We start from the raw sequence: 21446 nt of genomic DNA, 5'->3' as shown, positions 1-21446 counted from the left end.
GGAAGAATGTATGCAGTTAACCGACTTACAACTCATTCTGGTCGATCCTATTCCCGAACTGTGCGAGCAATGGCAGCTCAAATTTGAAGGGCAATCTCAGGTTGACATCATCAACGGTCGGTTTGAAGATCTCTCCCAATATGACTGTATGGTGAGTGCTGGCAACTCATTTGGCCTGATGGATGGTGGCGTCGATGGAGCCATTACACGCTACTTTGGCCTGGATCTAATGGATCGAGTACAAACCTGTATCCTTCAGCACTTTCGGGGCGAGCAACCCGTAGGTACTGCATTTATTATTGAGACTCATCATCCCCAACATCCCTTTCTGGCCCATACGCCAACGATGCGGGTGCCCATGCCAATTGCCACGACCGATAATGTCTACCAAGCCATGTGGGCCATGCTGTTAGCCATTTGGCATCACAACCAATCCCATGCGCAACCAATTCGCAGTGTTGCTTGTCCAGGTTTAGGAACGGCGACGGGTCAAATGCCCTTTGAGCGAGCGGCTAAACAGATGGCACTGGCTTATAAAAATTTCTGGCATCCCCCAGAGATGATTAGCTGGCCCTTTGCCATTACTCGCCACAATGCGATTGGTGCTGGAGGAGGTTAATGTGCGTTCTAACCCGTCACAATCCGCTTCACTTGATTTAAGCCTTTGACCGTATAGGGCGCATATCGCCAGCCCAGATCGAGCCAGAAAGCTCGTTTCAAAACACTTTTTTGATGGGAAAATGTATCAAAACTGGCTTTGCCATGGTAGCTGCCCATACCACTAGGACCGACCCCTCCAAACGGTAAGGTGCCAACCCCGACATGCAGGACCGTTTCATTGATACAAGCCCCTCCCGATGACGTTGAGGTCAACACTTGTTGCTGCTTGTCTTCATTTTTGGAGAAGAAATAGAGAGCCAAGGGTTTAGGACGGGCATTTACCTGAGCAATCGCTTCATCTAAAGTGTTGTAGGTCAAAATCGGCAAAATGGGACCGAAGATTTCTTCCTGCATAATTGGATCGTCCCAAGTGACCTGATCGATCAACGTCGGTGCAATATAGCAAGCTTCTGGATCGGTTTGACCGCCAACAATCACTTCACCATTGTCTAGAAACTGGGTCAGTCGATTGAAATGACGCTGGTTGATGAGTCGACCAAAGTCAGGACTATTGGCAGGATTTTCACCATAGAAGTTGTGAACGGCTTGCTTGAGATAGGTAACAAACTCATCTTTGATGGTGTGGTCAATCAGCAAGTAATCGGGGGCTACACAGGTCTGACCCGCGTTAATAAATTTGCCCCAAATGATCCGCTTCGCTGCATGCTCAAAGTGAATCTCTGAATCAACAATGCAAGGGCTTTTACCCCCTAGTTCTAGGGTGACCGGGGTGAGGTTTTCCGCCGCTGCCTTCATTACCTCTCGACCAATGGCAGTGCCTCCGGTGAAGAAAATATGGTCAAACTTCTCGGCCAACAACTGTTTGCTGGTGTCTGCTTCCCCTTCAACCACCGCAATATAGTTTTCAGGAAAGGTATCACCAATCAGCTTAGACACAACCTGAGCGTTATGAGGAGCATGTTCTGAGGGTTTGAGAATCGAGCAGTTTCCTGCTGCGATCGCACCTACTAACGGATTAATCAGGAGAGAAAAGGGGTAGTTCCAGGGCGCAATTACCAGGACCACACCTAGCGGATCAGGCTGAATCCAGGCCGATCCAGGAAAGACATCGACTCCCGTAGCGACGCGCTGGGGCTTCATCCAGGTCTTTAGCTGTTTGATAGCGACCTTGATTTCTCCTAAGGCCGCAATTTCAAAATAAGCCTCAAAGGTTGGACGCCCTAGATCAGCTTTCGCAGCAGCAGCAATGTCATCTTGACGCTCAATGATCACTTGCCGCAGCTTTTGGAGTTGGGCTAACCGAAATTCATGGGATTTTGTCTGCCCCGTCTCAAAATACGTTCTTTGAGCAGCAACCAATTTCTGAATTGGAGAGGTGGTGAGTTGGGCAGTCATTGATGGGGTCTCCAGGGAAAGCATCCATCTTCAGGATAATCAGTTTTATTACTCTTTATGGGAGTTTTTAAGTCACTCAGACCATTCAGGAGTGGTTCCCTGTCCCCAAAATCCATCAAATTTAGTGACGGTAATATCGCCTAACACTTTGGTTTGGCAAGCCAGCCGCAGATCGCGTTGCGAATCATGGGGTGGTAAGGACCGACGCATGCGATCGCGTCGATTCACCTCTGAAACATCACCCATAATCGCCACGGCACAAGTCCCACAGGTGCCAATGCCATGACAGTTAATCAGCCGCGCTTGACCATTGTAGAGATCGACTTGGTTTTCCAGTAGAACTTGACGTAAATTAGCGCCAACGGGGCAAGAAAACGTTTTCCCTTGAGCTGTAACTTGGGGCATAGTCAGACATGATTTTTTGAGACGCCATTCTTAACTGTACTGAGAAGTCAAATTCTGTACTTTTTGCAGAGCAACACCCTTAAGAGCTGTGGTAGAACGGACTTCTTTAGGCAGAGCACCCCAATATTCTAAAAATTCATCCCTATGAGTACCGACTATTCTTGGCTTATATGCCATCCTTCCGAACGAGATGAGCAAATTTTGCAACCTTTATTTGAGGAAGCTGTGAAGTCAGCTACTTTGCCAACTCAATCCAAATCTGTTCTACAGAAGTGGCAGCAGAATCCCGATCACCTATTTCAAGACTGGACGAACGGAACAGGTGACATTTATAACCACTTCGTCTTAGCCTTTATGATCGAGAGTTTCCAAACATTATGGAACGCTCTGGCGACCCCAGAAGGGAAAAATGGCTTCCATTTTAGCTCGAACAACTGTATTGATATTCTCAGCATCAACAAATGCTCAATTGGTGCAATTCTCGCCTATGGCTTAGGTCCCCAACGCTTTGCCCAACTTCCAGGCTTTATGGGAAACATGTTTTTAACCCATGATGAGATACCTGAAAGCATCCAGACCATCAATCGAACGTTTGAGACGCTTGATCTGCCAACCTTATCTCAACGGCTGCAACAACTCTGCCTGAGTGACTATCCATAAAGCCAAGCCCTAGACATATTCCAAGTTTTACCCAGGGAATTACAGCGAGCACAGGAATCGCACAGAGGTTTTATGGCAATTGGCATGCTGATGTCTCAGGAAAAAATCAGATGTTAATTTTCGCTACTTCCATACCATTCAGCACTTCCATACCGTGTCGAAAAACACTTAGCTGATATGTCAGCAGCAATGACATAAGACGAATCAAACGTCAGTATCTGAAAGTCTTTTTTCTCCTCAACCCATCCTCGATTACTGTCGTGCCATGACGGTAAGTCAGAGACATAAGCAGAATAGTCTATCTCCATTTCATCCAGAACTGTTTGATAGTCCAAGATCAGGGTTTCTGGAGCTTGGGCAATGACATAACCACCTCGCAACAACTTATATTTACTGATCTTGAAAGGTATCCAAGTCCCCACTCGTTCTTGATGGATACAATACCAACGACCAAGCAGGTAGTTTATTTCAGCCTCTTCTAGAGGATTAGGAATCACCACAGACTTTATGGGTTGCTGATAACACCATAAAAGACAATGCTCTGGCGACAGATGGCTGTGTCGTGAATAACCCAATGAGATTGAATTTGCTTGCACTTGTTCTAAATCCAAACGCCAATACTCCGTCATTTCTACCCCAGGTTCTGACAAAATAGCCATTTGTAGCTTCAGCGCTATGTTCAGATGCCCCGTATTTTTTCTCTGTTGAACAGACAAAATCTCTATAAATCCCGTTTCACTAAAGTCTTGCGTATTGATGGTGTCGACAAAAGTCTCTAGCATTTCAACTCAAATTGCAGGCTCATCCTGACTTTCACGAGAAATTTCATTCAGCCTGAAGGATAGAAATTCCCAAGGGAATGGCAGCCCTCTCTAACTAACTGTTCCACTTTGTTGATCAGAACTATCCTTTAGCTTGTGAAGCTTGTAACTTTGATATCAAATACTTTTTAACAAGATTGCTCATCCATCTCAAAAGATAGAGGCTGCAACGATATGCGAAATAGTCAAGTATTAATCACGGGTGGTACAGGCGGACTAGGACTAGGTGTGACACCAAAAGTCCTAGCCACCGGGGCAGAAGTAACGCTGCCTTACATCGTTGAATCCGAAGTTGAGCGACTAAAGCATATCCTCTCTCCCGCAGAATTAGTCAGAACCCATTTTGTCCCCACCGATCTGGGCAAAGAAGCCTCAGTCGCAGAACTCGTGGAAGGCATGGATCGAGTGGATGCTTTGATTCATCTAGTCGGTGGGTTTTCCATGGGCAAAACCCATGAATATGCTTTTGAAGACTGGCAGCGAGATTTGAACCTGAACCTAAACACTACCTTTTTGGTTTGCAAACATAGCCTTAAGCGGATGTTGCAGCATCACTATGGCCGGATTGTCACGGTCGGATCTAGAGGAGCGGTTGATCCAGGAGGGCAGTTGGCCGCTTACTGTGCTGCCAAGGCAGGAGTGGTGGCATTAACGAAAGCGATCGCAGATGAAACCAAAGGCACCAACATCACTGCTAATACCGTGTTGCCTAGCATTATTGATACCCCTACGAATCGAGAAGCCATGGGTGAAAACAACGCCGACCAATGGGTTAAACCCGAATCTTTAGCAGACGTGATCTGCTTTCTCGCCTCCGATGCCGCCCAGGATGTTAGAGGTGCCGCTATTCCTGTATACGGGAATGCTTAATCTGTTTACCAGCCATCAAAAACGTTTTCACACCTATAAATTCTCTTTTCACACCTATTAAAGGTGAAGCGTATTGCTAATCGCACTATTGATATCTCGCTGCGGCAATGGTCCTCAAACAATCTACATCTCGTCATAGCAGCTCAACTGAACTCACTGACCACACTCCCAGATTGCTTCTTCAAGATCATGAAAATTAAAGCTGTCACTTGGTACGAAGATGACCTTTAGTGCTCGCCAAAGATACTAGTCATGAGTCACGCAGGTCCATTGTTCATTCACTTTTCGAAAACCATAGAACATCGTAGATTTTTGATCTGCTTGAGAGGGTTTACCCGGCACCCATACGGTATGCGCTGCAGCTTGTAAGTGTCTTTTGGTCCGAGTAGGCAGAGCAGCCCTGAATAGAAATCTCCGCTTTTCGTGAAATTTGTCTACGGGAAGCCAAGTTCGCTGACCGACATCCCAAACCATCAAAATAGACCAATCAAACTCTGGTAGCCCTAACCTTGAGAATCCGCTGCCTCCATAACCGGTTGGCCAAGCAAATCCTCCAGCAGCTTTCCAGCGGGTTTGGTGAGGCCGCAACCAATGAGAACAAGCACCTAGCTGAGCATAAACGGGTCTCTTGGTCGGACAAGCGTCTAACTCTGCTACCACGTCTTGAAATAGGGTTGAGATCGCAATCTTCCAAAACTCAGGATCATCTCCTGGTTCCAAACAACTCAGGAACCGCTCTTGATAGCTCACTGCTATTGTCATGAATTCTAAAAATCAAGAATACTCTGTCTGCAATCTGGCATATCCACCCAACAGCATCAACGTCAAACTCCACAGAATTGAAACCAGACTTTGGTTCGACTTAATTCAACACGATTGGGAATGGCTAAAGGTCGTGACATAGGAATCAACCTAAGAAATCAGGGTATGATACAAACATTGATAATAGTTTACAAATATCAATGTTTGTATCTCAGTCGAGACTCGACTCGGTGCGCGATTTCCTAAAAGAAAACGTCTTTTATGGTCAAGATCCCACACCTGAGCTACTGGCCATATTAATGGTCTATTTTGTCCAGGGCATCTTGGGATTAGCGCGGTTAGCCGTCAGCTTCTTCTTAAAAGACGACCTCGGTTTAACCCCGGCTCAAGTCGCCGCCATGATGGGAATTGCTGCGCTCCCTTGGGTGATCAAGCCCATCTTTGGGTTTGTGTCCGATAGCGTCCCCATCTTCGGATATCGTCGCCGCTCATATCTCGTCTTGTCCGGGATACTGGGATGCCTAGCCTGGGCAGGCATGGCTAGCATTGTTCATACCTCTCTAGCCGCTACCATTGCCATTGTCCTCAGCTCTCTGTCCGTCGCCATCAGCGATGTGATTGTTGACTCCCTCGTGGTTGAGCGGGTTCGACAAGAATCTCAGAGTGATGCCGGATCGCTGCAATCCCTCTGCTGGTCTGCCACCGCCTTGGGCGGGATACTGACCGCCTACTTTAGCGGCTGGCTCTTAGCCCATATGAGTACCCAAAGCGTTTTTTGGATCACAGCCACTTTTCCTCTGCTGGTTTCTGCAATTGCTGGGCTGATTGCAGACCCCAAAGTTGACACTCAAATCAACCTAGACTCCACCAAGCAGCAAGTTAGCCAGCTCTGGCAAGCCATTACCCAAAAACAGATTTTGTTGCCGGTTATCTTCGTCTTTCTCTGGCAAGCCACCCCCAGTTCTGAAGCCGCATTTTTCTTCTTCACCACCAATGATTTAGGCTTTGAGCCGGAATTTCTCGGTCGAGTGCGACTGGTGACGAGTCTGGCAGCCTTGCTGGGTATCTGGGTGTTTCAGCGTTATCTCAAAGCCGTTCCCGTGCGCCGCATCTTCCTATGGAGCACGTTAATTGCTGCAGCTCTCGGCATGACCACTCTCTTATTGGTCACCCATGCTAACCGGAACTTAGGCATTAGTGACGAGTGGTTTAGCCTGGGCGACAGCCTGATTCTGACGGTGATGGGGCAAATTGCCTATATGCCTGTCTTAGTGTTAGCCGCGCGCCTCTGTCCTCCGGGTATTGAAGCCACGATGTTTGCTTTGCTGATGTCTGTGAGTAATCTAGCTGGCCTACTGTCCCATGAATCTGGTGCCCTGATTATGCATGGACTGGGCATTACAGAAACCAATTTCCAGCAGTTGTGGCTACTGGTGATTATTGCCAATCTCAGCACCCTCTTACCTCTACCACTCCTGAATTGGCTGCCAGACCAAGGTACGGATGTCTTAGATCAAGACCTTGCTTTGAATATCAATCCACCTGTCGAGCCGCTTTTAGCTGAGTCTCTCGCTGTTGAACTTGTTACTGAACCTCGTAATTGAATCCCTATGACCGTTTCTGCTCCAACCCGTAACACCTACCTCGACCATAATTGGCAGGGAGGCCACCAATCTCTGAAAGAGGAATACGACTATGCGATCGCAGACATAGACGGTGAAATTCCCGCTGAGCTGAGCGGCACTCTATTTCGCAACGGTCCGGGGCTATTGGATGTCAACGGTACTCCACTCCAGCATCCTTTTGATGGAGACGGTATGATTTGTTCGATTCAGTTCGATCAGGGCAAGGCCCATTTCCGTAACCGCTTTGTCCGTACAGAAGGCTATTTAGCAGAACAAGAAGCGGGCAAGATTCTGTACCGTGGCGTATTTGGTACCCCTAAACCCGGCGGTTTACTGGCCAACGCCTTCGATATCAACTTTAAGAATATTGCCAACACTCATATCATCTACTGGGCAGGCAAGCTACTGGCCCTTTGGGAAGCCGATCAGCCCTATCGTCTCGATCCATCCACCTTAGACACATTGGGCTTGGAAGACTTTTCGGGTCTTCTCAACCCTGGTGATCCATTTTCTGCTCACCCCCGAATCTTGCCCCATGCGGACGGCGATCGCCTCGTTAACTTTGCCATCAAACCTGGCCTTTCCAGCAAGGTAAAACTGTTCGAGTTTGACCCATCCGGTGAGGTGGTTCACCAGCAGCAGTTTGTCATTCCAGGGTTTGCCTTTATTCACGATTTTGCCGTTACCCCCAACTACTACATCTTTTTCCAAAATCCCGTCATTCTGAATCCCATTCCCTTCCTATTGGGGTTCAAAGGGGCAGGGGAATGTATCTCGTTTAAGCCTGGTAGTCCCACCAAAATTTGGCTGGTCCGACGAGGCGAGAATAAACCCCAGCAGCTAGACACGGATGCTTGCTTTGTCTTCCACCATGCCAATGCCTATGAAGAAGATGGTCAAGTCATTGTAGACTCCATCTGCTACGACACTTTCCCAGGCTTAGAATCGGGGATTGATTTCCGCACCATTGATTTTGACGGGGTTCCTCCCGGCTCTTTATGGCGATTCCATCTCAATCCTGAGACCGCCACCGTTGAGAAAACACCGCTAATCCAGCGCAGTTGTGAGTTTCCAACCCTGAATCCTGCAAATGTGGCCCACGATTACCGCTACGTCTATATTGGTGCCACGGATACCAGTACGGGCAACGCGCCTTTACAAGCCATCCTGAAGCAAGACGTTAAAACAGGCGAAGAACAAGTCTGGAGTGCCGCCCCTCAAGGCTTTATGGGAGAACCGGTGTTTATCCCCAAACCTAACGCCACCCAAGAAGATCACGGTTGGTTAATCGCGCTGGTTTACGATGGCGATCACGATCGATCCGATGTGGTTATCCTTGATGCCGAGCGAATCGAACAGGGACCGCTGGCCCGCTTGCACTTAAAGCACCATATCCCCTACGGTTTACATGGCAGTTTTACGCCAACGCTGTTTTAACCGGTCCCAACCCGATGCCCCAAAAGCTTTTGTTTGTCTGTCTAGGCAATATTTGCCGCTCCCCCTCTGCCGAAGGGATTATGAATCACCTGCTGCAGCAAGAGCAGCTCACCCATGAATACCAATGTGATTCTGCAGGCACTAGCAGCTATCATATTGGCGCTTCTCCAGACCGGAGAATGGCGGCAGCTGGCTTACGACAAGGTATCGTACTCACCGGCAACAGCCGCCAAGTTGAACCAGAAGATTTTGCGGAGTTCGATCTAATTCTGGCCATGGATCGCCAAAACTACCGCGATTTGGTAGCCATGAATCCAGATGAGCAATATGCCGATAAAATCCACATGATGTGCGATTTTTGCTCTAATTTTGCCGATAAAGAGGTGCCCGATCCTTATTATGGAGGGCCTTCAGGGTTTGATTATGTGATTGATCTTCTGCTGGATGCTTGCAGTGGCTTATTGGATCATTTGCACAAATCTTAGGGATCGTTCTCTATCGCCCCTAATAAATTATGTTCCATGGCAAACCTGACGATTTCGGCTCGATTGCTGGTTTCTGTTTTTTGCAAGAGCTTACTCACATACTTTTCCACCGTCCGGGAGCTGAGATGGAGTTGTTCACCAATTTGGGCATTGGATAGCCCTTCCATCAGCAATCGCAACACTTGCTGTTCTCGCTGGGTCAGATCGAGTGCGTTGATTAATGCAGTATCCACCGGTTCACGGCTAGGAGTCGCTTGAGAAACCGCCTGAATTTCCGTTTGCACAATTTGCACTCGGTCTAATAGGTTACGGATGACGGCTGCCAATTCTTCTAAGTTAAACGGCTTAGCCAAATAGGCATCACACCCTAATTTGTACCCTCGAATTCGCTCTTGGGTTTGGGAGCATTCCGTTAAATAGATGACGGGAAGCAATCGAAAAGCCGGTTGTTGTCTCACCAGCTTCACTAACTCATAGCCATCCATCTGTGGCATTCTAATATCAGTCACGAGCAGATGAGGACGATACTGTTGGACCAGCTGCCACGCTTGTTTGCCCGTTGCGGCTGAAATCACTGTATATCCCACTGCTTCCAGATAGTCGGTGACCGCTAACCGAATGCCCGGTTCATCATCCACGATCAACACGGTTAAAGGCATAAAATGTCGCGTGCGCTTTGCAGGTATCGTCTCCTTTGTTTAGTTATAACAATCCCTTGACATCATTCAGTTCCCCTTCATCAATTGCAAGCAATTCAGATCAAACAGGTAATGTAACGTATTCTTTCGTTATTCCGATTTACAACGAAGAAGAGAATATTGCTGAACTGTATCAACGCCTGCAGGCCTTGATCAAAACCCTGGATGGTTCTGCAGAGCTGATTTTGGTGGATGATGGTAGTTGCGATCGCACCCTCCCTCTCATTCGCCAACTGCACCAAGATGACCCTACTGTTCGATACGTCAGCCTAGCCCGTAACTTTGGCCACCAAATTGCCTTAACCGCCGGTCTCCAGTTTGCCACCGGCCAAGCCATTATCGTCATGGATGCCGACCTACAAGATCCACCCGAAGTCGTCCCTGATCTGATTCAGCAATGGCAGCAGGGATACCAGGTCGTTTACGCTCAAAGAATTTCGCGACAGCGAGAAGGCATCATTAAACGCTTGACCGCCTATCTGTTTTACCGATTTCTCCAGCAACTCTCTGATATTCACATTCCCACGGACACCGGTGACTTTTGCCTGATGGATCGGCAAGTGGTAGATTTGCTGAACCAAATGCCCGAGCGCAACCGCTATATCCGGGGTCTCCGGGCTTGGGTGGGCTTTCGACAAACGGCCATTACCCTTCATCGTCCCCCTCGATTTGCGGGAGACGTCAAATATACCTTTCACAAATCCCTGACCTTAGCTCTCAGCAGCATTATGGCCTTCTCCAAAGTCCCCTTACGCTTGGCCACGTATCTGGGGTTATTTGCGTCAGCTTTAGCGGTCTTTATGATGTTCTTGACCCTCTACTGGCGATTTTTCAATCCTTCCAGCCAGTTAATCGGCTACACCATGATTACCATGGCGATCTTTTTCCTGGGGGCTGTACAGCTGATTTGTCTCGGCATTTTAGGAGAATATGTGGGCCAAATTTACGAAGAAATTAAAGGCCGTCCCCTCTATACGGTCAAAGAGATTGGGAACGTCCCTAGCCCACAAACCACCTATTCTCAGGCATCATCCCTGCCTCGTACCCACTAGGTTCAATCCCGTTCGTTCCAACCCTACGCACACCTCATAGCCCTTCCAGACCCCAAAAAGCCCATTTCTTGAATTTGATAGGCTTGGACAAGAAGACCAATCGTATTCCTTCGTTGGGAGCCGAGCCATATGTCTGTCCAATCATCCTCTAAGGTTCAAAAAATCTGGTTATGGGGGAAAAAAAAGTTTTCCCATCGATTTCGATCGTTTTTAGGCTTGATGTGCTTATCTTTTCTACTTTCCTTAGCCTGCACACCGGCAGCATCTAATCGATCGTCACCAGCAAACTCTCCCCATGTGGCCACCAACCCGACCTTAGCGGCCGTTCCCATTAATCGGCCAGCCATCGTCTTTCCCAGCGATGCAGGCATCATTGATGTCACCCAATTCGGAGCGATTCCGGACGATGGTCAAGATGATACCGCTGCCATCCAAGCTGCCATTTCAGCTCATCCTACGAAAAACCATATTTTTTACTTTCCCAACGGCACCTACGATATCAGCGACATGCTGACCTTAGCAGGCAGCCAAAAGCGCAATATCTTCCAAGGGCAAAGTCAGCAAGGAACCATTCTTCGACTCATGGATAGTGTGCCCTCTACCTATACCAAAGCCATTCTCAATTTTGGCCCTGCTCCCGCTCAGCGCTTTCGTAACGCCATCCGCGACATGACTATCAATGTGGGTCGCAATCATCCTCAAAGTATTGGCGTTCAATTTAATGCCAGCAATCAGGGCACTGCCCAGAATGTAACCATCTTGTCTGAAGACAGAAAAGGCAATATCGGCCTTGATATGAGCTACACAGACGAGATTGGCCCGTTATTAGTCAAAGCCATCACCGTCAACGGCTTTGACTATGGCATCAAAACCCGTTGGCCCACTGCCAGCCAAACCTTTGAAAATATTACTCTGCTCAACCAAAACGTCTGTGGATGGTGGAACACCAATTCTCAGAAAGTGTTTGCCCGGCAGGTGCGCAGCCAGAATACTGTGCCCGCCATTATCAACGATGGCGAAGCAGGCTTTGTGTTGCTGGATTCTACCTTAACAGGCTCTGGTGCTGCAGCCTCTGAACCCGCCATCAGCAATCAAAAATCCATGTATATTGACCGAACTCAGACCACAGGCTATAAGCTAGCGGTCAAAAGTAACGTGAATTGGGGCCGTGGCAATGGCAATGTTCCCAGCGGTAACATCACCCACTATTTAGCCAATGGCTTTGGTGAAAACAGAAAAGGCGGGCCAGTCACCCTCTTTCCCTCCGCCAACCAAATGTTAGGGTTGCCGATCAAGGAAACCCCTGAAATGCCTTGGGAACAAGACTTGAGTAAGTGGGATGGTCCCCATAAGCACCTGCTCGGCACTAGTGGTCTCCCAGATGATGATCTAGATGACACACCTTCTATTCAGGCCGCCATCGATTCTGGGGCCACGACCGTTTACTTACCGAGGGGGACATGGACCATCAATCAGCCTCTAGAACTCCGGAATAATGTGCGCCGGTTGATGGGCACAGAAGCCAAAGTCAAAATGGCAAAGAATGCTGTGATTCGAGTCGGTCCGGGTCAGTCTCCCACGGTCATCATTGAGCGCTTGGAGAAGGTAGAAACTATTGAACATACCTCTCAGCGGACCTTGGTACTGAACAACTTACTGGGATTCCACTATGTCCCTAAAGCCTCAAAGCCTGGAGATGTGTTTATTAATGACTGTGTCGGTTCTTCCGTTATCTTTAAAGATCAAAATGTCTGGGCTCGACAGCTGAATCTTGAAAGTAATACCCAATCTCAACTCAACATTACTGCCAAAGTACTGAATGATAACGCCCAAGTGTGGATACTTGGCTACAAAACCGAAGATGAGGGAACCACGATTAAAACAATCAACGGCGGCAAAACGGAATTGTTTGGAGCAGCCCATGTCGGCAGTGGTGTCTCCAATGCCGATAATCCCCGATTTATCACGGAAGACTCTTCTTTCTCAGTAGCGGGTATTTACGGTAAAGGCTTCTCTATTGTTGCCAAGGAAACCCGCAAGGGGAAAACTCAAACCACCGATACCTTTAAAAATGCGGATGCCTATATTGCCTATCCCTCATAGGGCATCTATAAAAATATCCTCCGCAACAGTTAGATTGCGGGGGATATTTTTATAGATGCAATTTATCAGGAGTGGTTGAAATTAATCGCGGCAACCTGGCCAATGTTCCTCATCTTCAGGAGGTTGGTCAGCGACGATGGGGGTCAACGCACAATCGTTTTCTGAATCGACAAAAGCAGGCTCAGCCGTTTCTGTCGCAGTGAGAAATGAACGCATAGCGTTAGCGGTGCTGGCAAAGACACTCACCAAGCTCACGGATAACACCAAAATTACGATTTCTTTCATTCTCATAACCCTTTAGACAGTTAGCTGAAGGATGGCCTGATATGCATTGGAGGATCAAATCTTAGAAGGTTTTCTCTTCAAATTTCAATCTATCCGTCAAACTTAACTCAGTTTATCCGTCAGCAATATAAATAGTCTACTCACTCATACTTTAGATCATGGATCAATTTAAATAGTTCCCCATATTACTTAAGATACCCATGATTGATGGGCTAGGCTAACCGCGAATTTGAATTGGCATGATCAAATAGGTAATTTGACGACCCGACAAGGGAGATAAAACCGCTGGCATAGTCGCCGAATTCATTTGCAGCTGTACTTCTTGGCTATCCAGTGCCTTTAAGCCATCACTCAAATATTTCACATTAAAGGCGATGTCTAAATCTTCTCCTGAGATTTGAGCTGGCAAACGTTCCTCTCCCATACCCAACTCAGGCGCCTCTGCTGACAGAGCCACATTCTGTTCAGCACTATCGATCTTTAAACGAATAATATTATTTTTGCGGGCGGCTAATACTGCAATCCGTTCCACACTACTGAGCAACAGCTGCCGCTCCACTGTCACTTGCCGCTCAAACTGCTTCGGCACAAGTTGAGGATAGGCTGGATATTGCCCTTCCAACAATCGACAGCTCAGGCGCTCCGTTCCTTGTTCGCCGATTAGTTCAAAAATGGCCTGATTGGTATCAAATCGTAGGGCTACATCGGCATTGACTCTTCCCAGCATCCGCTCTAGCTCTCGTAAGGCTTTCGCAGGTATGGTCATGGTCATGGGCTCTGGAGTGACGAGGTCAGGAAAGTTTGCGATCGCAAGTCGATGCCCATCCGTTGTTGCAAATTCAAACCCTGACTCTGAAGTATTCAGATGCAGCCCCGTCAGAATTTGTTTGCTTTCGTCAGTACTCGCTGCAAACAAAGTGGCCTGCAATCCCTCAAGAAACACGTCTGTGGGCAGATCTAGGGCGGGTATTTCATCCAAACTCGGCAGTCCTGGAAATTCTTCCGCCACTAATCCTTGCATTTGGTAATGGCCTGAATCGCAGGTCAATGTTACAGCTGTGTCATCGGTTTCGACTTCGATATCGCAGTTGGGTAAACGCGAGACAATATCGTTGAGAAACCGAGCTGGCAACGTTAAAGCGCCGGTTTCTTCGACATCTGCAGCAATCCAAACTTGAATTCCTAAACTCAAATCAAACACGGTTAAACCGAGGCGTTCGGCTTGAGCCGTCAATAAAACATTCGCTAGAACCGGGTGGGTAGGATTCGAAGGGACTACTCGACTAAGGAGTGACAGTTTGGAATTTAGATCACTTTGCTGACAGACCAACTTCATAAGGCTTCTAGGGACTTCAACACTTTCTAAACTCTGGGAGCAACATCGTAACATCATTGCCCTGTCCCTCAAAGTTGCAAGAAATGCTGGTCAAAAATCAGGTCTATCTATATTCCCCTCTTTTTAAATTTAAATAATAGTAGTAATAGTAGGGGCTGTGGAAAATGTGGAAAAAGTAGAAAGCCTCATTGAGAACAAGGCTTTAGCCGATCGCTCACCTGTGGAAAACCTGTGGAAAAGATCGGGGGGTTTTCCACAGGGTGTGAATTAATATTTTTTTCTCCACAAGACCCCTGGGTTTTCCACAAAGTTTCACCCATGTTTTCCACAGAAAAATGGCGGTTTTCCACAGGGGTAAATTGAACGTTTAAAATTCTTGATGAAAGATTTAAGATTGTGTTTATATTTACCTGAAATCCTTACCAAATAAAGATTTCAAAGAATTATAGTCTTTTCAAAATAAAATTTATAGCCAGTCGTTCGGAACATCTAGTAATCCACAGGTTGTGCACAATATCCACAGTGTTCCTCTGGTATAGCAATGACTACCAGAGTTCAATATCACTGGATGGCAGCACTTCGTCCTCTTCCCATTCGGGAGAGATGAATAACAAGCTGGCTTCCCCTTAGGGTTGGTTGGCCAGCTTGATCCGATCACCTAACTGTCGTAGAGATTGGGCGAGTTCTGGATTTTTCTTTTGTAAGTCTGATACTTTGTCACAGCTATACATAACCGTGGTGTGGTCTTTGCCACCGAATTCCTCGCCAATTTTTGGCAGGCTGAGGTCGGTATGCTGGCGCATAAGGTACATGCCAATTTGGCGGGCCATGCTAATTTCCCGGCGTCGGGAATTGCCTTTGAGATCATCAATCGAGATGCCATAGGTATCAGCGACGGCGTTAATAATGCTTTCAGGGGAAGCCGATATTTTGGCAGTCGGTGGATTGAGTACTGGAGCGATATTTTCCACATTCATGGGCAGTCCAGAAATGGAAATATAGGCCACTGCCCGAATGAGAGCGCCTTCGAGTTCTCGAATGTTAGAGGTGTAGCTAGACGCAATATATTCAATGACTTCTCTAGGAAGGCGAATATTTTCGTATTCTGCTTTCTTTTGCAGAATGGCCATCCGTGTTTCTAAATCAGGGGGCTGAATATCTGCAATCAATCCCATGGAAAAGCGGGAACAGAGACGCTCCTGTAGCCGTGGAATTTGGCTGGGTGGACGGTCAGACGCGAGTACAACCTGCTTGCCTGCCTCATGCAATGTATTGAAGGTATGAAAAAACTCTTCTTGGGTATATTCTTTGCCTTCAATAAATTGGATGTCATCGACCAACATCACATCTACTGCTCGGTAATGTTCTCGAAACTTTTGCATTCCATCCTTGCGAATGGCGGCAATCAGATCATTGGTGAATTGTTCAGTGGAGATGTAGAAAATACGTGAGTTCGGTGAAATCTCTAGTCGGTAATGGCCGATGGCCTGCATTAGGTGGGTTTTTCCCAATCCAACACCGCCACAGAGAAATAATGGATTAAATTCGCGCCCTGGAGACTCAGCAACCGCTAAACAAGCGGCATGGGCCATGCGATTATTGGGGCCGACCACATAGCGAGAAAACACATATTTAGGATTGAGGCTGGCTTGTTGGCGTTGGCTAGTGTTGGTATTTTCAACTGGGCTAGCGGTGGGCGGTGGTGAGGCAACCTCCGGGGCTGAAATCGTAGCGTTGGAATCCCCTTGGGCAATTTCAATTTGAATTTCGACAGGATGCCCCAAAATCTCATGGACGACATCTCGAATGGTTTTGACATAGTATTTCTGCAACCAATTCCGGGCAAACGGATTAGGCGTGCGAATCACTAGGCGATTCTCATCTAGCTGTTCAGCATTGGCGGTTTTAATCCAAGTTTCGAAGGTGGGGCGGCTGAGCTGCAGCTGCAAGCGTTCTAAAACTTGGCTCCAAAGAGTTTCAAGAGAAGTTTCCATGGATTACCTCGACAGCAAGCTGAGCAACATTGAGCGTAAGGGGTTTCATTCGGTCTGGCAAGAGTGGGTGATAAGATTGTAAACTATGGATTCTGGGTCAAACGCTCGACCTAAATGCCTTGACCTTGTGAAATCTTTTGACTGAATAAATTATGACTAAACGAACCTTGGGCGGAACCTGCCGCAAGCGCAAAAGAACGTCTGGATTTAGAGCCCGGATGCGCTCTCAGAGTGGCCAAAATGTGATTAGCTCTCGCCGACGTAAAGGCCGTAAGCGCTTATCCGTATAGCGAAGAGTGAGTGAGCCGAAGGCTGCTGAACGTTTTGAACCCATGGGCGTAGCGCAGGCTAAATGTTATCAACCTCCCATCGACTCAAAAAAAACCGAGAATTTAGTGTTGTGTACCGTAAAGGTAAACGCCAAAGCACAAAATATTTAGTGCTAAGAACCTATCGATCGGGTGCAAATTCACAAAAAAAACCAATTCGTATTGGTTTTTCGATTAGCCAAAAAGTCAGCAAGCGAGCCGTCGTTCGTAATCGAATTAAGCGGCAGTTAAGAGCGGCATGTCGCCAGCTCCTGCCTGAATTACAGCCAGGTTGGGATGTAGTGATTGTTGTTCGGACGGCTGCCGTTCAGTGCGATTACTTTCTAATTTCTGACAACAATTAAGAAAGTTATTTGCAGACGCGGAGATCCTAAATGGGTATTAAGGAGGAGGTCTACTTTGAAGGAGGGCCTCATATTGGTGATTTAATCTTAAATTCTTTCTTAGCTTTAACTATATTTTTTATTCCTCTGACGATTGGTGCATTGGTCAGAGCCATTTGGCTACGGTTTCGGATTACCAGCCGACGTGTAACAGTGAATGGGGGCTGGTTTGGACGTAGCCGGACTGACTTGGTCTATTCTGAAATTTCTGAAGTATCTGTGATTCCCAGAGGATTAGGCTTTTGGGGAGATATGCTGATTATTTTAAAAGATGGCAGTCGGATTGAATTGAAATCTTTGCCGAAATTTAGGGAAATTGCTGCCTATATAGAAGAGAGAGTGGAAGCAAAATCTCAGGCAAAATCCACCGTTGCGAGTGGGTCTGCATCTTAGAAAGTTGGGTTGGGCGATGATCCGCTCAGATTTCAACATTTGTTGCTCAGATGAGTATGATGGAAAAGATTGTCTCAATTTGTGCTCAATCTTAAAATAGTATTGAGATTGGCTGGCTGTTTGCCCACAGTATGTATTACCAGTAAAATCATGCTTGTAAAGGCTAGAAGCTTTTATATTTCCTGGACACAGTGAAAAGCTCAGTCAACTCAGTATTTTGCTAATTTCCGCACTTAGGTCGGCTATACACGAATGAACTTTATTGGATTTATCTCGGACAACATTATGTTGCCGATCCTGGATTTTTTCTACGGGATCGTACCTAGTTATGGATTGGCCATCGTTGCCCTAACGCTGGTGATTCGCTCTGTTTTGTATCCGGTGAGTGCAGGCCAAATTCGCAATATGCGGCGAATGAAAGTCTCACAACCGGTGATGCAAAAGCGCCAAAAGGAGCTGCAAGAGCGCTACAAAGATGATCCAGCGAAGTTGCAAGAGGAGCAAACCAAGCTATTTAAAGAGTTTGGCAATCCTCTAGCCGGATGTTTTCCGCTGTTAATCCAAATGCCGATTCTATTTGCGTTGTTTGCAACGTTGAGAGGATCGCCCTTTGCCAACGTTAACTATTCGGTGAACTTAAAAATTCTGCCCCAGGATAAGATTGCGGAAGTTCAGCCTGAGCCATTTACGACTAAATCACAGAATATTTTTGTGGCGGAGAAAACCCACTACCCTGTAGTTGGTATTGTGCCTTCTGGTAAAGAGTTAGGGGTGGGTCAATCTACTGACTTCCAGTTTCAAACGATTGGTGGGAAACCGCTCCAAGATATTATTCCTGAGTCTGAAGCTAACGATATCGTTCCTACTTGGAAGGTGATGAAGGGTGAAGATCGGGTCAGCATTGATGACAATGGTCATATTGTTGCCCTTCAACCCGGTGATGTCACGATTCAAGGGACGTTGACTGGGATTGCTGCTGAGAAAGGGTTCTTATTTATTAAAGCCTTAGGTCGTGTGGGTGCTGTTGAGGGTGAAATCTTTACCACAACAGATGATGGCGCTCAGTTCAACTCGGATGCCATCCATTGGGATATTTTGTTTATGGTGATTGGGTTTGGCGTATCTTTATATGTCAACCAGTTACTGTCAGGACAAAGCGGTGGCGACTCTGGGTCACAGCAGCAAGCGATGAATAAGTATATGCCGGTGATGTTTTCAGGCATGTTTTTATTCTTCCCTTTGCCTGCGGGGGTGCTGTTGTATATGCTGCTAGCCAACATCTTCCAAACGGTTCAAAGCTATTTCTTATCGAAAGAGCCATTGCCTGAGAATCTGCAAAAGATTGTGGATGAACAAGAGCGGAAGAAAGCCAAAGAAGAGCGGGCATCGAAGGTGGTGGCTGAAGATGGTGAGCGGGGTGCGCTACCCTTTGAACCTGAGTACTCTAAAAAGAAAGCATCGAGTTGACACCCATGAGTGAGTCAAATGTTCAACGGGGACAAGAGTGGTTGTCCAATTTGTTAGGCCATTTGGGAGTTGAGACTCCGGTCAGTATCGATAAGCCAGATATTGCCCAAACTAAGTTTAAAGATTTTGGTGGGTTCTGGCTCACTATTGAAGACAGTGACTTGTCTCCAGAGCAGGTTGACTTACTCATTGGCAACAATGGCCGCATGTTAGATGCGATTCAATATTTGATTAATTCAACTTTGAATTTGGGCAAAGATAAAGAAGCCCGAACGGCCTATACGATTGAGATGTCTGATGTTCGCGTCAACCGGTATGAAGAGTTGACGCAACTCGCAGACAAAGCGGCTCAATCGGTTCGCGAAACTGGGCAAGAATATGTGATGCCTCCGATTAATTCAGCGGAACGGCGGTTAGTCCATACAATTTTGTTTGATGAGTCAGATTTAGAGACGGTCAGCCGTGGCCAAGAACCCGATCGCCGTTTGGTGGTGATGCTGGCGGCGAATGAGGATGCTCAGAACGATTAAGTAGAGAAGGGATGGAGAAAGGTTCCCCGCGATGGACAAGGTTTACATCCCAGACATTGAAAATGCGCCCAAGCAAACCCTGGTTTTGGATGTTGATGAGTTTTTAACTGAACTTTCTTCCCTAACGGCAGTGCAAGGGCAAGTTACCCTCATGCACCAGGGTAATTATCTGCAGGTGAGCAGCCAAGCAAAAACGATTGTGACTCTGAATTGCGATCGCTGTTTGCAGCAATATAATCATCGGCTGACAGTAGATGCCTCAGAGATGATTTGGTTATCGGCAGATGTCCCGGCAGATGAGCCTGGATTGGAAATTGAAGTCACCCTCGATGACCCGGTCGAAACATTATCCCCCCGAGGGTACTTTAGTCCTGAAGATTGGCTGTATCAGCAGTTGAGTTTGCAACTGCCCCATCGACAGCTTTGTGATCAAAACTGTGAAGGTTTGCTGAAAGAGGCAGAGAAGATTGAGCAACCCGTTGATCGACGCTGGGCTGCATTAGAGTCTTTAAAAGAACAAATGCAGGGAAACTAAGCCTAAGCGTTTTCCTGTTCACAGGCCCCAATATTGACCCAGCTACTCGAACCGTCGGCCCAGTGCTCTTTTTTCCAGATGGGGGCATTGTGCTTGAGGGTGTCGATGGCGTATTGACAGGCGGTGAAGGCTTCAGCTCGATGGGGACAGCCCACGGCAACGAGGACGCTAATCTCGCTAATTTTGAGATGACCCGTGCGGTGATGGATAGCAATCCGGTTGACCTCTGGCCAGCGCTGACGAATATCCTGGGCAATGCTCTGGAAAACTTTAAGGGCCATGGGTTCATAGGCTTGATATTCCAGGGAGAGTACGGCTTTACCGTCCGTTTGGTCACGAACGGTGCCACTCATGACGACCACAGCGCCGTTATGGGGATGATCGGCTTGATGATACACTTCCTCGACGCTCAGGGGAGCAAATGTAATCAGAAAGTGATCGTCTGTAGAAGCAACAGAGGAAGTCATGGCGGGAGAAGGGCACTGCTTCTCTATCATGACGGATTATCGTAATGACTTAATCAAGCGATGAAGGATGACAGATAAAAGGTTCAGGGCCCTCTCGTCTCAAATCTAGATCGAACACCCGGGAAAACTGATGCAGCAGTGTGGCAGTGACCTCAGCACTGTCTAGGTTGGGAATAAACTGCTCTAAGCTGCCGACGGCCCGATTATGGATACCACAGGGAATGATCTGGTCAAAGCCAGACAGATCGGGGTTGATATTGAGAGAAAAGCCGTGCATGGTAATCCAGCGACTGACCTTAATGCCGATGGCTGCGACTTTGCACTGGTCTAGCCAGACGCCTGTAAGGCCCGGAATACGCTCTGCTTCTAGTCCGTAAATGCCCAGGGTACGAATGATTACTTCTTCTAGCTGCCGTAGATACCAGTGCAGGTCAGTTTGATGGTGCTTGAGATTGAGAATGGGATAGCCGATGAGTTGACCCGGACAGTGATAAGTGACTTCTCCTCCGCGTTCGATCCGGTGCAGGGCAAAGTCTGATTGGTCAGGATTGAATTTAAGAAAGTCTAAACTTGCACCCTGTCCCAGGGTATAGACCGGGGGATGCTCTAACAGGAGTAATGTATCGGGAAGTTGAGGATTGTGAATGCGATCGCACACCAGTTGCCGCTGCCAATCCCACGCTTTTTGGTAGTCCACCAGACCCAGTTGGTACAGCCAACAGGGACGTTTAGGGAGAGATGAGTCCGAATCCTTAACCGATTGGTGAGATGAAATCAAGGGTATTTCCGAGTA

At 47.3% G+C, this 21446-nt stretch carries 24 protein-coding genes; 14 read left to right on the top strand and 10 right to left on the bottom strand.

Annotated features, from left to right (window positions below; all coding sequences use genetic code 11):
* Positions 1 to 10 precede the first annotated feature (10 nt).
* Complete coding sequence (locus AM1_RS14135; protein ID WP_012163535.1) at positions 11 to 619, top strand: macro domain-containing protein; 609 nt, start codon at positions 11 to 13, stop codon at positions 617 to 619.
* A gap of 8 nt (positions 620 to 627) precedes the next feature.
* Here the strand turns inward: AM1_RS14135 and AM1_RS14130 are convergent, their stop codons facing one another.
* Complete coding sequence (locus AM1_RS14130) at positions 628 to 2016, bottom strand: aldehyde dehydrogenase (RefSeq protein ID WP_012163534.1); 1389 nt, start codon at positions 2014 to 2016, stop codon at positions 628 to 630.
* Positions 2017 to 2088: 72 nt separating this feature from the next.
* Positions 2089 to 2421: a 2Fe-2S iron-sulfur cluster-binding protein gene (locus AM1_RS14125; RefSeq protein WP_012163533.1), complete on the bottom strand. Its 333-nt coding sequence runs from the start codon at positions 2419 to 2421 to the stop codon at positions 2089 to 2091.
* Positions 2422 to 2565: 144 nt separating this feature from the next.
* Here AM1_RS14125 and AM1_RS14120 point away from each other — a divergent pair, with 144 nt between their 5' ends.
* Positions 2566 to 3081, top strand: coding sequence for a hypothetical protein (locus AM1_RS14120; protein ID WP_012163532.1), 516 nt, complete (start codon positions 2566 to 2568; stop codon positions 3079 to 3081).
* Between the two features lie 113 nt (positions 3082 to 3194).
* On the opposite strand, the gene AM1_RS14115 is transcribed toward AM1_RS14120, so the two are convergent.
* A complete protein-coding gene (locus tag AM1_RS14115) occupies positions 3195 to 3863 on the bottom strand; it encodes a hypothetical protein (protein WP_012163531.1) in 669 nt (222 codons plus the stop codon).
* Between the two features lie 213 nt (positions 3864 to 4076).
* Here AM1_RS14115 and fabG point away from each other — a divergent pair, with 213 nt between their 5' ends.
* On the top strand, positions 4077 to 4772 hold the full coding sequence (gene fabG, locus AM1_RS14110) for a 3-oxoacyl-ACP reductase FabG (protein ID WP_012163530.1): 696 nt from the start codon (positions 4077 to 4079) through the stop codon (positions 4770 to 4772).
* A gap of 246 nt (positions 4773 to 5018) precedes the next feature.
* Here the strand turns inward: fabG and AM1_RS14105 are convergent, their stop codons facing one another.
* Positions 5019 to 5534 carry a hypothetical protein gene (locus AM1_RS14105; protein ID WP_012163529.1) on the bottom strand — a complete coding sequence of 172 codons (516 nt, stop codon included), beginning with the start codon at positions 5532 to 5534 and terminating at the stop codon, positions 5019 to 5021.
* A 200-nt stretch (positions 5535 to 5734) separates the two neighbouring features.
* On the opposite strand from AM1_RS14105, the gene AM1_RS14100 reads away from it, so the two are divergent.
* Genes AM1_RS14100 through AM1_RS14090 form a run of 3 tightly spaced genes read left to right on the top strand, consistent with a single transcriptional unit; the run spans position 5735 to position 9081 of the window.
* Positions 5735 to 7138 carry a folate/biopterin family MFS transporter gene (locus tag AM1_RS14100; RefSeq protein WP_012163527.1) on the top strand — a complete coding sequence of 468 codons (1404 nt, stop codon included), beginning with the start codon at positions 5735 to 5737 and terminating at the stop codon, positions 7136 to 7138.
* 6 nt (positions 7139 to 7144) lie between these two features.
* Positions 7145 to 8596 (top strand): carotenoid oxygenase family protein, encoded by a 1452-nt coding sequence (locus AM1_RS14095; RefSeq protein ID WP_012163526.1) that lies wholly within the window; start codon positions 7145 to 7147, stop codon positions 8594 to 8596.
* Positions 8597 to 8610: 14 nt separating this feature from the next.
* A complete protein-coding gene (locus tag AM1_RS14090) occupies positions 8611 to 9081 on the top strand; it encodes a low molecular weight protein-tyrosine-phosphatase (RefSeq protein ID WP_012163525.1) in 471 nt (156 codons plus the stop codon).
* Here the strand turns inward: AM1_RS14090 and AM1_RS14085 are convergent.
* The gene (locus AM1_RS14085; protein ID WP_012163524.1) at positions 9078 to 9740 is read right to left on the bottom strand and encodes a response regulator transcription factor; all 663 of its coding nucleotides are present in this window, start codon (positions 9738 to 9740) and stop codon (positions 9078 to 9080) included. The two genes, AM1_RS14090 and AM1_RS14085, sit on opposite strands and share 4 nt — an antisense overlap.
* Positions 9741 to 9796: 56 nt before the next feature.
* Between AM1_RS14085 and AM1_RS14080 the strand changes: the two genes are divergently transcribed.
* Together AM1_RS14080 and AM1_RS14075 are read left to right on the top strand one after the other, a co-directional pair.
* Positions 9797 to 10831: a glycosyltransferase family 2 protein gene (locus tag AM1_RS14080; protein ID WP_012163523.1), complete on the top strand. Its 1035-nt coding sequence runs from the start codon at positions 9797 to 9799 to the stop codon at positions 10829 to 10831.
* A gap of 129 nt (positions 10832 to 10960) precedes the next feature.
* A complete protein-coding gene (locus AM1_RS14075; protein ID WP_012163522.1) occupies positions 10961 to 12934 on the top strand; it encodes a glycosyl hydrolase family 28-related protein in 1974 nt (657 codons plus the stop codon).
* Positions 12935 to 13015: 81 nt separating this feature from the next.
* Here the strand turns inward: AM1_RS14075 and AM1_RS14070 are convergent, their stop codons facing one another.
* From AM1_RS14070 to dnaA, 3 genes are all read right to left on the bottom strand, one after another.
* A complete protein-coding gene (locus AM1_RS14070; RefSeq protein WP_012163521.1) occupies positions 13016 to 13219 on the bottom strand; it encodes a hypothetical protein in 204 nt (67 codons plus the stop codon).
* Between the two features lie 217 nt (positions 13220 to 13436).
* Positions 13437 to 14555 carry a DNA polymerase III subunit beta gene (gene dnaN, locus AM1_RS14065; protein ID WP_012163520.1) on the bottom strand — a complete coding sequence of 373 codons (1119 nt, stop codon included), beginning with the start codon at positions 14553 to 14555 and terminating at the stop codon, positions 13437 to 13439.
* A 626-nt stretch (positions 14556 to 15181) separates the two neighbouring features.
* Positions 15182 to 16549, bottom strand: a complete 1368-nt coding sequence (dnaA, locus tag AM1_RS14060; RefSeq protein ID WP_012163519.1) for a chromosomal replication initiator protein DnaA — start codon at positions 16547 to 16549, stop codon at positions 15182 to 15184.
* Between the two features lie 152 nt (positions 16550 to 16701).
* Here dnaA and rpmH point away from each other — a divergent pair, with 152 nt between their 5' ends.
* The 6 genes from rpmH (at position 16702) to AM1_RS14035 (ending at position 20186) form a co-directional block, all read left to right on the top strand.
* Positions 16702 to 16839 carry a 50S ribosomal protein L34 gene (rpmH, locus tag AM1_RS38705; RefSeq protein ID WP_010468797.1) on the top strand — a complete coding sequence of 46 codons (138 nt, stop codon included), beginning with the start codon at positions 16702 to 16704 and terminating at the stop codon, positions 16837 to 16839.
* 62 nt (positions 16840 to 16901) lie between these two features.
* Positions 16902 to 17222 carry a ribonuclease P protein component gene (rnpA, locus tag AM1_RS14055; protein ID WP_012163518.1) on the top strand — a complete coding sequence of 107 codons (321 nt, stop codon included), beginning with the start codon at positions 16902 to 16904 and terminating at the stop codon, positions 17220 to 17222.
* A 30-nt stretch (positions 17223 to 17252) separates the two neighbouring features.
* Positions 17253 to 17654: a PH domain-containing protein gene (locus tag AM1_RS14050; protein ID WP_010468792.1), complete on the top strand. Its 402-nt coding sequence runs from the start codon at positions 17253 to 17255 to the stop codon at positions 17652 to 17654.
* 252 nt (positions 17655 to 17906) lie between these two features.
* Positions 17907 to 19121 carry a membrane protein insertase YidC gene (gene yidC, locus AM1_RS14045; protein WP_010468790.1) on the top strand — a complete coding sequence of 405 codons (1215 nt, stop codon included), beginning with the start codon at positions 17907 to 17909 and terminating at the stop codon, positions 19119 to 19121.
* A 5-nt stretch (positions 19122 to 19126) separates the two neighbouring features.
* Entirely contained in the window at positions 19127 to 19651 is a 525-nt protein-coding gene (locus AM1_RS14040) for a Jag family protein (protein ID WP_012163517.1), read from the top strand.
* A gap of 31 nt (positions 19652 to 19682) precedes the next feature.
* Entirely contained in the window at positions 19683 to 20186 is a 504-nt protein-coding gene (locus AM1_RS14035; protein WP_012163516.1) for a YceD family protein, read from the top strand.
* Between the two features lie 2 nt (positions 20187 to 20188).
* Here AM1_RS14035 and AM1_RS14030 read toward each other — a convergent pair whose 3' ends face one another.
* Both AM1_RS14030 and lipB read right to left on the bottom strand, forming a co-directional pair.
* The gene (locus tag AM1_RS14030) at positions 20189 to 20653 is read right to left on the bottom strand and encodes a molybdenum cofactor biosynthesis protein MoaE (protein WP_012163515.1); all 465 of its coding nucleotides are present in this window, start codon (positions 20651 to 20653) and stop codon (positions 20189 to 20191) included.
* A gap of 49 nt (positions 20654 to 20702) precedes the next feature.
* Positions 20703 to 21431, bottom strand: a complete 729-nt coding sequence (gene lipB / locus AM1_RS14025; protein ID WP_012163514.1) for a lipoyl(octanoyl) transferase LipB — start codon at positions 21429 to 21431, stop codon at positions 20703 to 20705.
* Positions 21432 to 21446 lie beyond the last annotated feature (15 nt).

The sequence above is a fragment of the Acaryochloris marina MBIC11017 genome (genome assembly GCF_000018105.1).
GTDB classification, from domain to species: domain Bacteria; phylum Cyanobacteriota; class Cyanobacteriia; order Thermosynechococcales; family Thermosynechococcaceae; genus Acaryochloris; species Acaryochloris marina.
The sequence above is the reverse complement of the archived record's forward strand: the minus strand, read 5'-3'. Positions and strand labels throughout refer to the sequence as shown.

Bases quoted from the DNA above. Each gene is read 5' to 3' on its own strand.
- AM1_RS14075 (WP_012163522.1), top strand. From the start codon at position 10,961: ATGTCTGTCCAATCATCCTCTAAGGTTCAAAAAATCTGGTTATGGGGG.
- rpmH (WP_010468797.1), top strand. From the start codon at position 16,702: ATGACTAAACGAACCTTGGGCGGAACCTGCCGCAAGCGCAAAAGAACG.
- dnaA (WP_012163519.1), bottom strand. From the start codon at position 16,549: ATGGAAACTTCTCTTGAAACTCTTTGGAGCCAAGTTTTAGAACGCTTG.
- AM1_RS14070 (WP_012163521.1), bottom strand. From the start codon at position 13,219: ATGAAAGAAATCGTAATTTTGGTGTTATCCGTGAGCTTGGTGAGTGTC.
- AM1_RS14085 (WP_012163524.1), bottom strand. From the start codon at position 9,740: ATGCCTTTAACCGTGTTGATCGTGGATGATGAACCGGGCATTCGGTTA.
- AM1_RS14050 (WP_010468792.1), top strand. From the start codon at position 17,253: ATGGGTATTAAGGAGGAGGTCTACTTTGAAGGAGGGCCTCATATTGGT.
- fabG (WP_012163530.1), top strand. From the start codon at position 4,077: ATGCGAAATAGTCAAGTATTAATCACGGGTGGTACAGGCGGACTAGGA.
- AM1_RS14090 (WP_012163525.1), top strand. From the start codon at position 8,611: ATGCCCCAAAAGCTTTTGTTTGTCTGTCTAGGCAATATTTGCCGCTCC.
- AM1_RS14135 (WP_012163535.1), top strand. From the start codon at position 11: ATGCAGTTAACCGACTTACAACTCATTCTGGTCGATCCTATTCCCGAA.
- AM1_RS14100 (WP_012163527.1), top strand. From the start codon at position 5,735: ATGTTTGTATCTCAGTCGAGACTCGACTCGGTGCGCGATTTCCTAAAA.
- dnaN (WP_012163520.1), bottom strand. From the start codon at position 14,555: ATGAAGTTGGTCTGTCAGCAAAGTGATCTAAATTCCAAACTGTCACTC.
- AM1_RS14105 (WP_012163529.1), bottom strand. From the start codon at position 5,534: ATGACAATAGCAGTGAGCTATCAAGAGCGGTTCCTGAGTTGTTTGGAA.
- AM1_RS14095 (WP_012163526.1), top strand. From the start codon at position 7,145: ATGACCGTTTCTGCTCCAACCCGTAACACCTACCTCGACCATAATTGG.
- AM1_RS14125 (WP_012163533.1), bottom strand. From the start codon at position 2,421: ATGCCCCAAGTTACAGCTCAAGGGAAAACGTTTTCTTGCCCCGTTGGC.
- AM1_RS14040 (WP_012163517.1), top strand. From the start codon at position 19,127: ATGAGTGAGTCAAATGTTCAACGGGGACAAGAGTGGTTGTCCAATTTG.
- AM1_RS14120 (WP_012163532.1), top strand. From the start codon at position 2,566: ATGAGTACCGACTATTCTTGGCTTATATGCCATCCTTCCGAACGAGAT.
- AM1_RS14035 (WP_012163516.1), top strand. From the start codon at position 19,683: ATGGACAAGGTTTACATCCCAGACATTGAAAATGCGCCCAAGCAAACC.
- AM1_RS14115 (WP_012163531.1), bottom strand. From the start codon at position 3,863: ATGCTAGAGACTTTTGTCGACACCATCAATACGCAAGACTTTAGTGAA.
- yidC (WP_010468790.1), top strand. From the start codon at position 17,907: ATGAACTTTATTGGATTTATCTCGGACAACATTATGTTGCCGATCCTG.
- AM1_RS14030 (WP_012163515.1), bottom strand. From the start codon at position 20,653: ATGACTTCCTCTGTTGCTTCTACAGACGATCACTTTCTGATTACATTT.
- AM1_RS14130 (WP_012163534.1), bottom strand. From the start codon at position 2,016: ATGACTGCCCAACTCACCACCTCTCCAATTCAGAAATTGGTTGCTGCT.
- rnpA (WP_012163518.1), top strand. From the start codon at position 16,902: ATGTTATCAACCTCCCATCGACTCAAAAAAAACCGAGAATTTAGTGTT.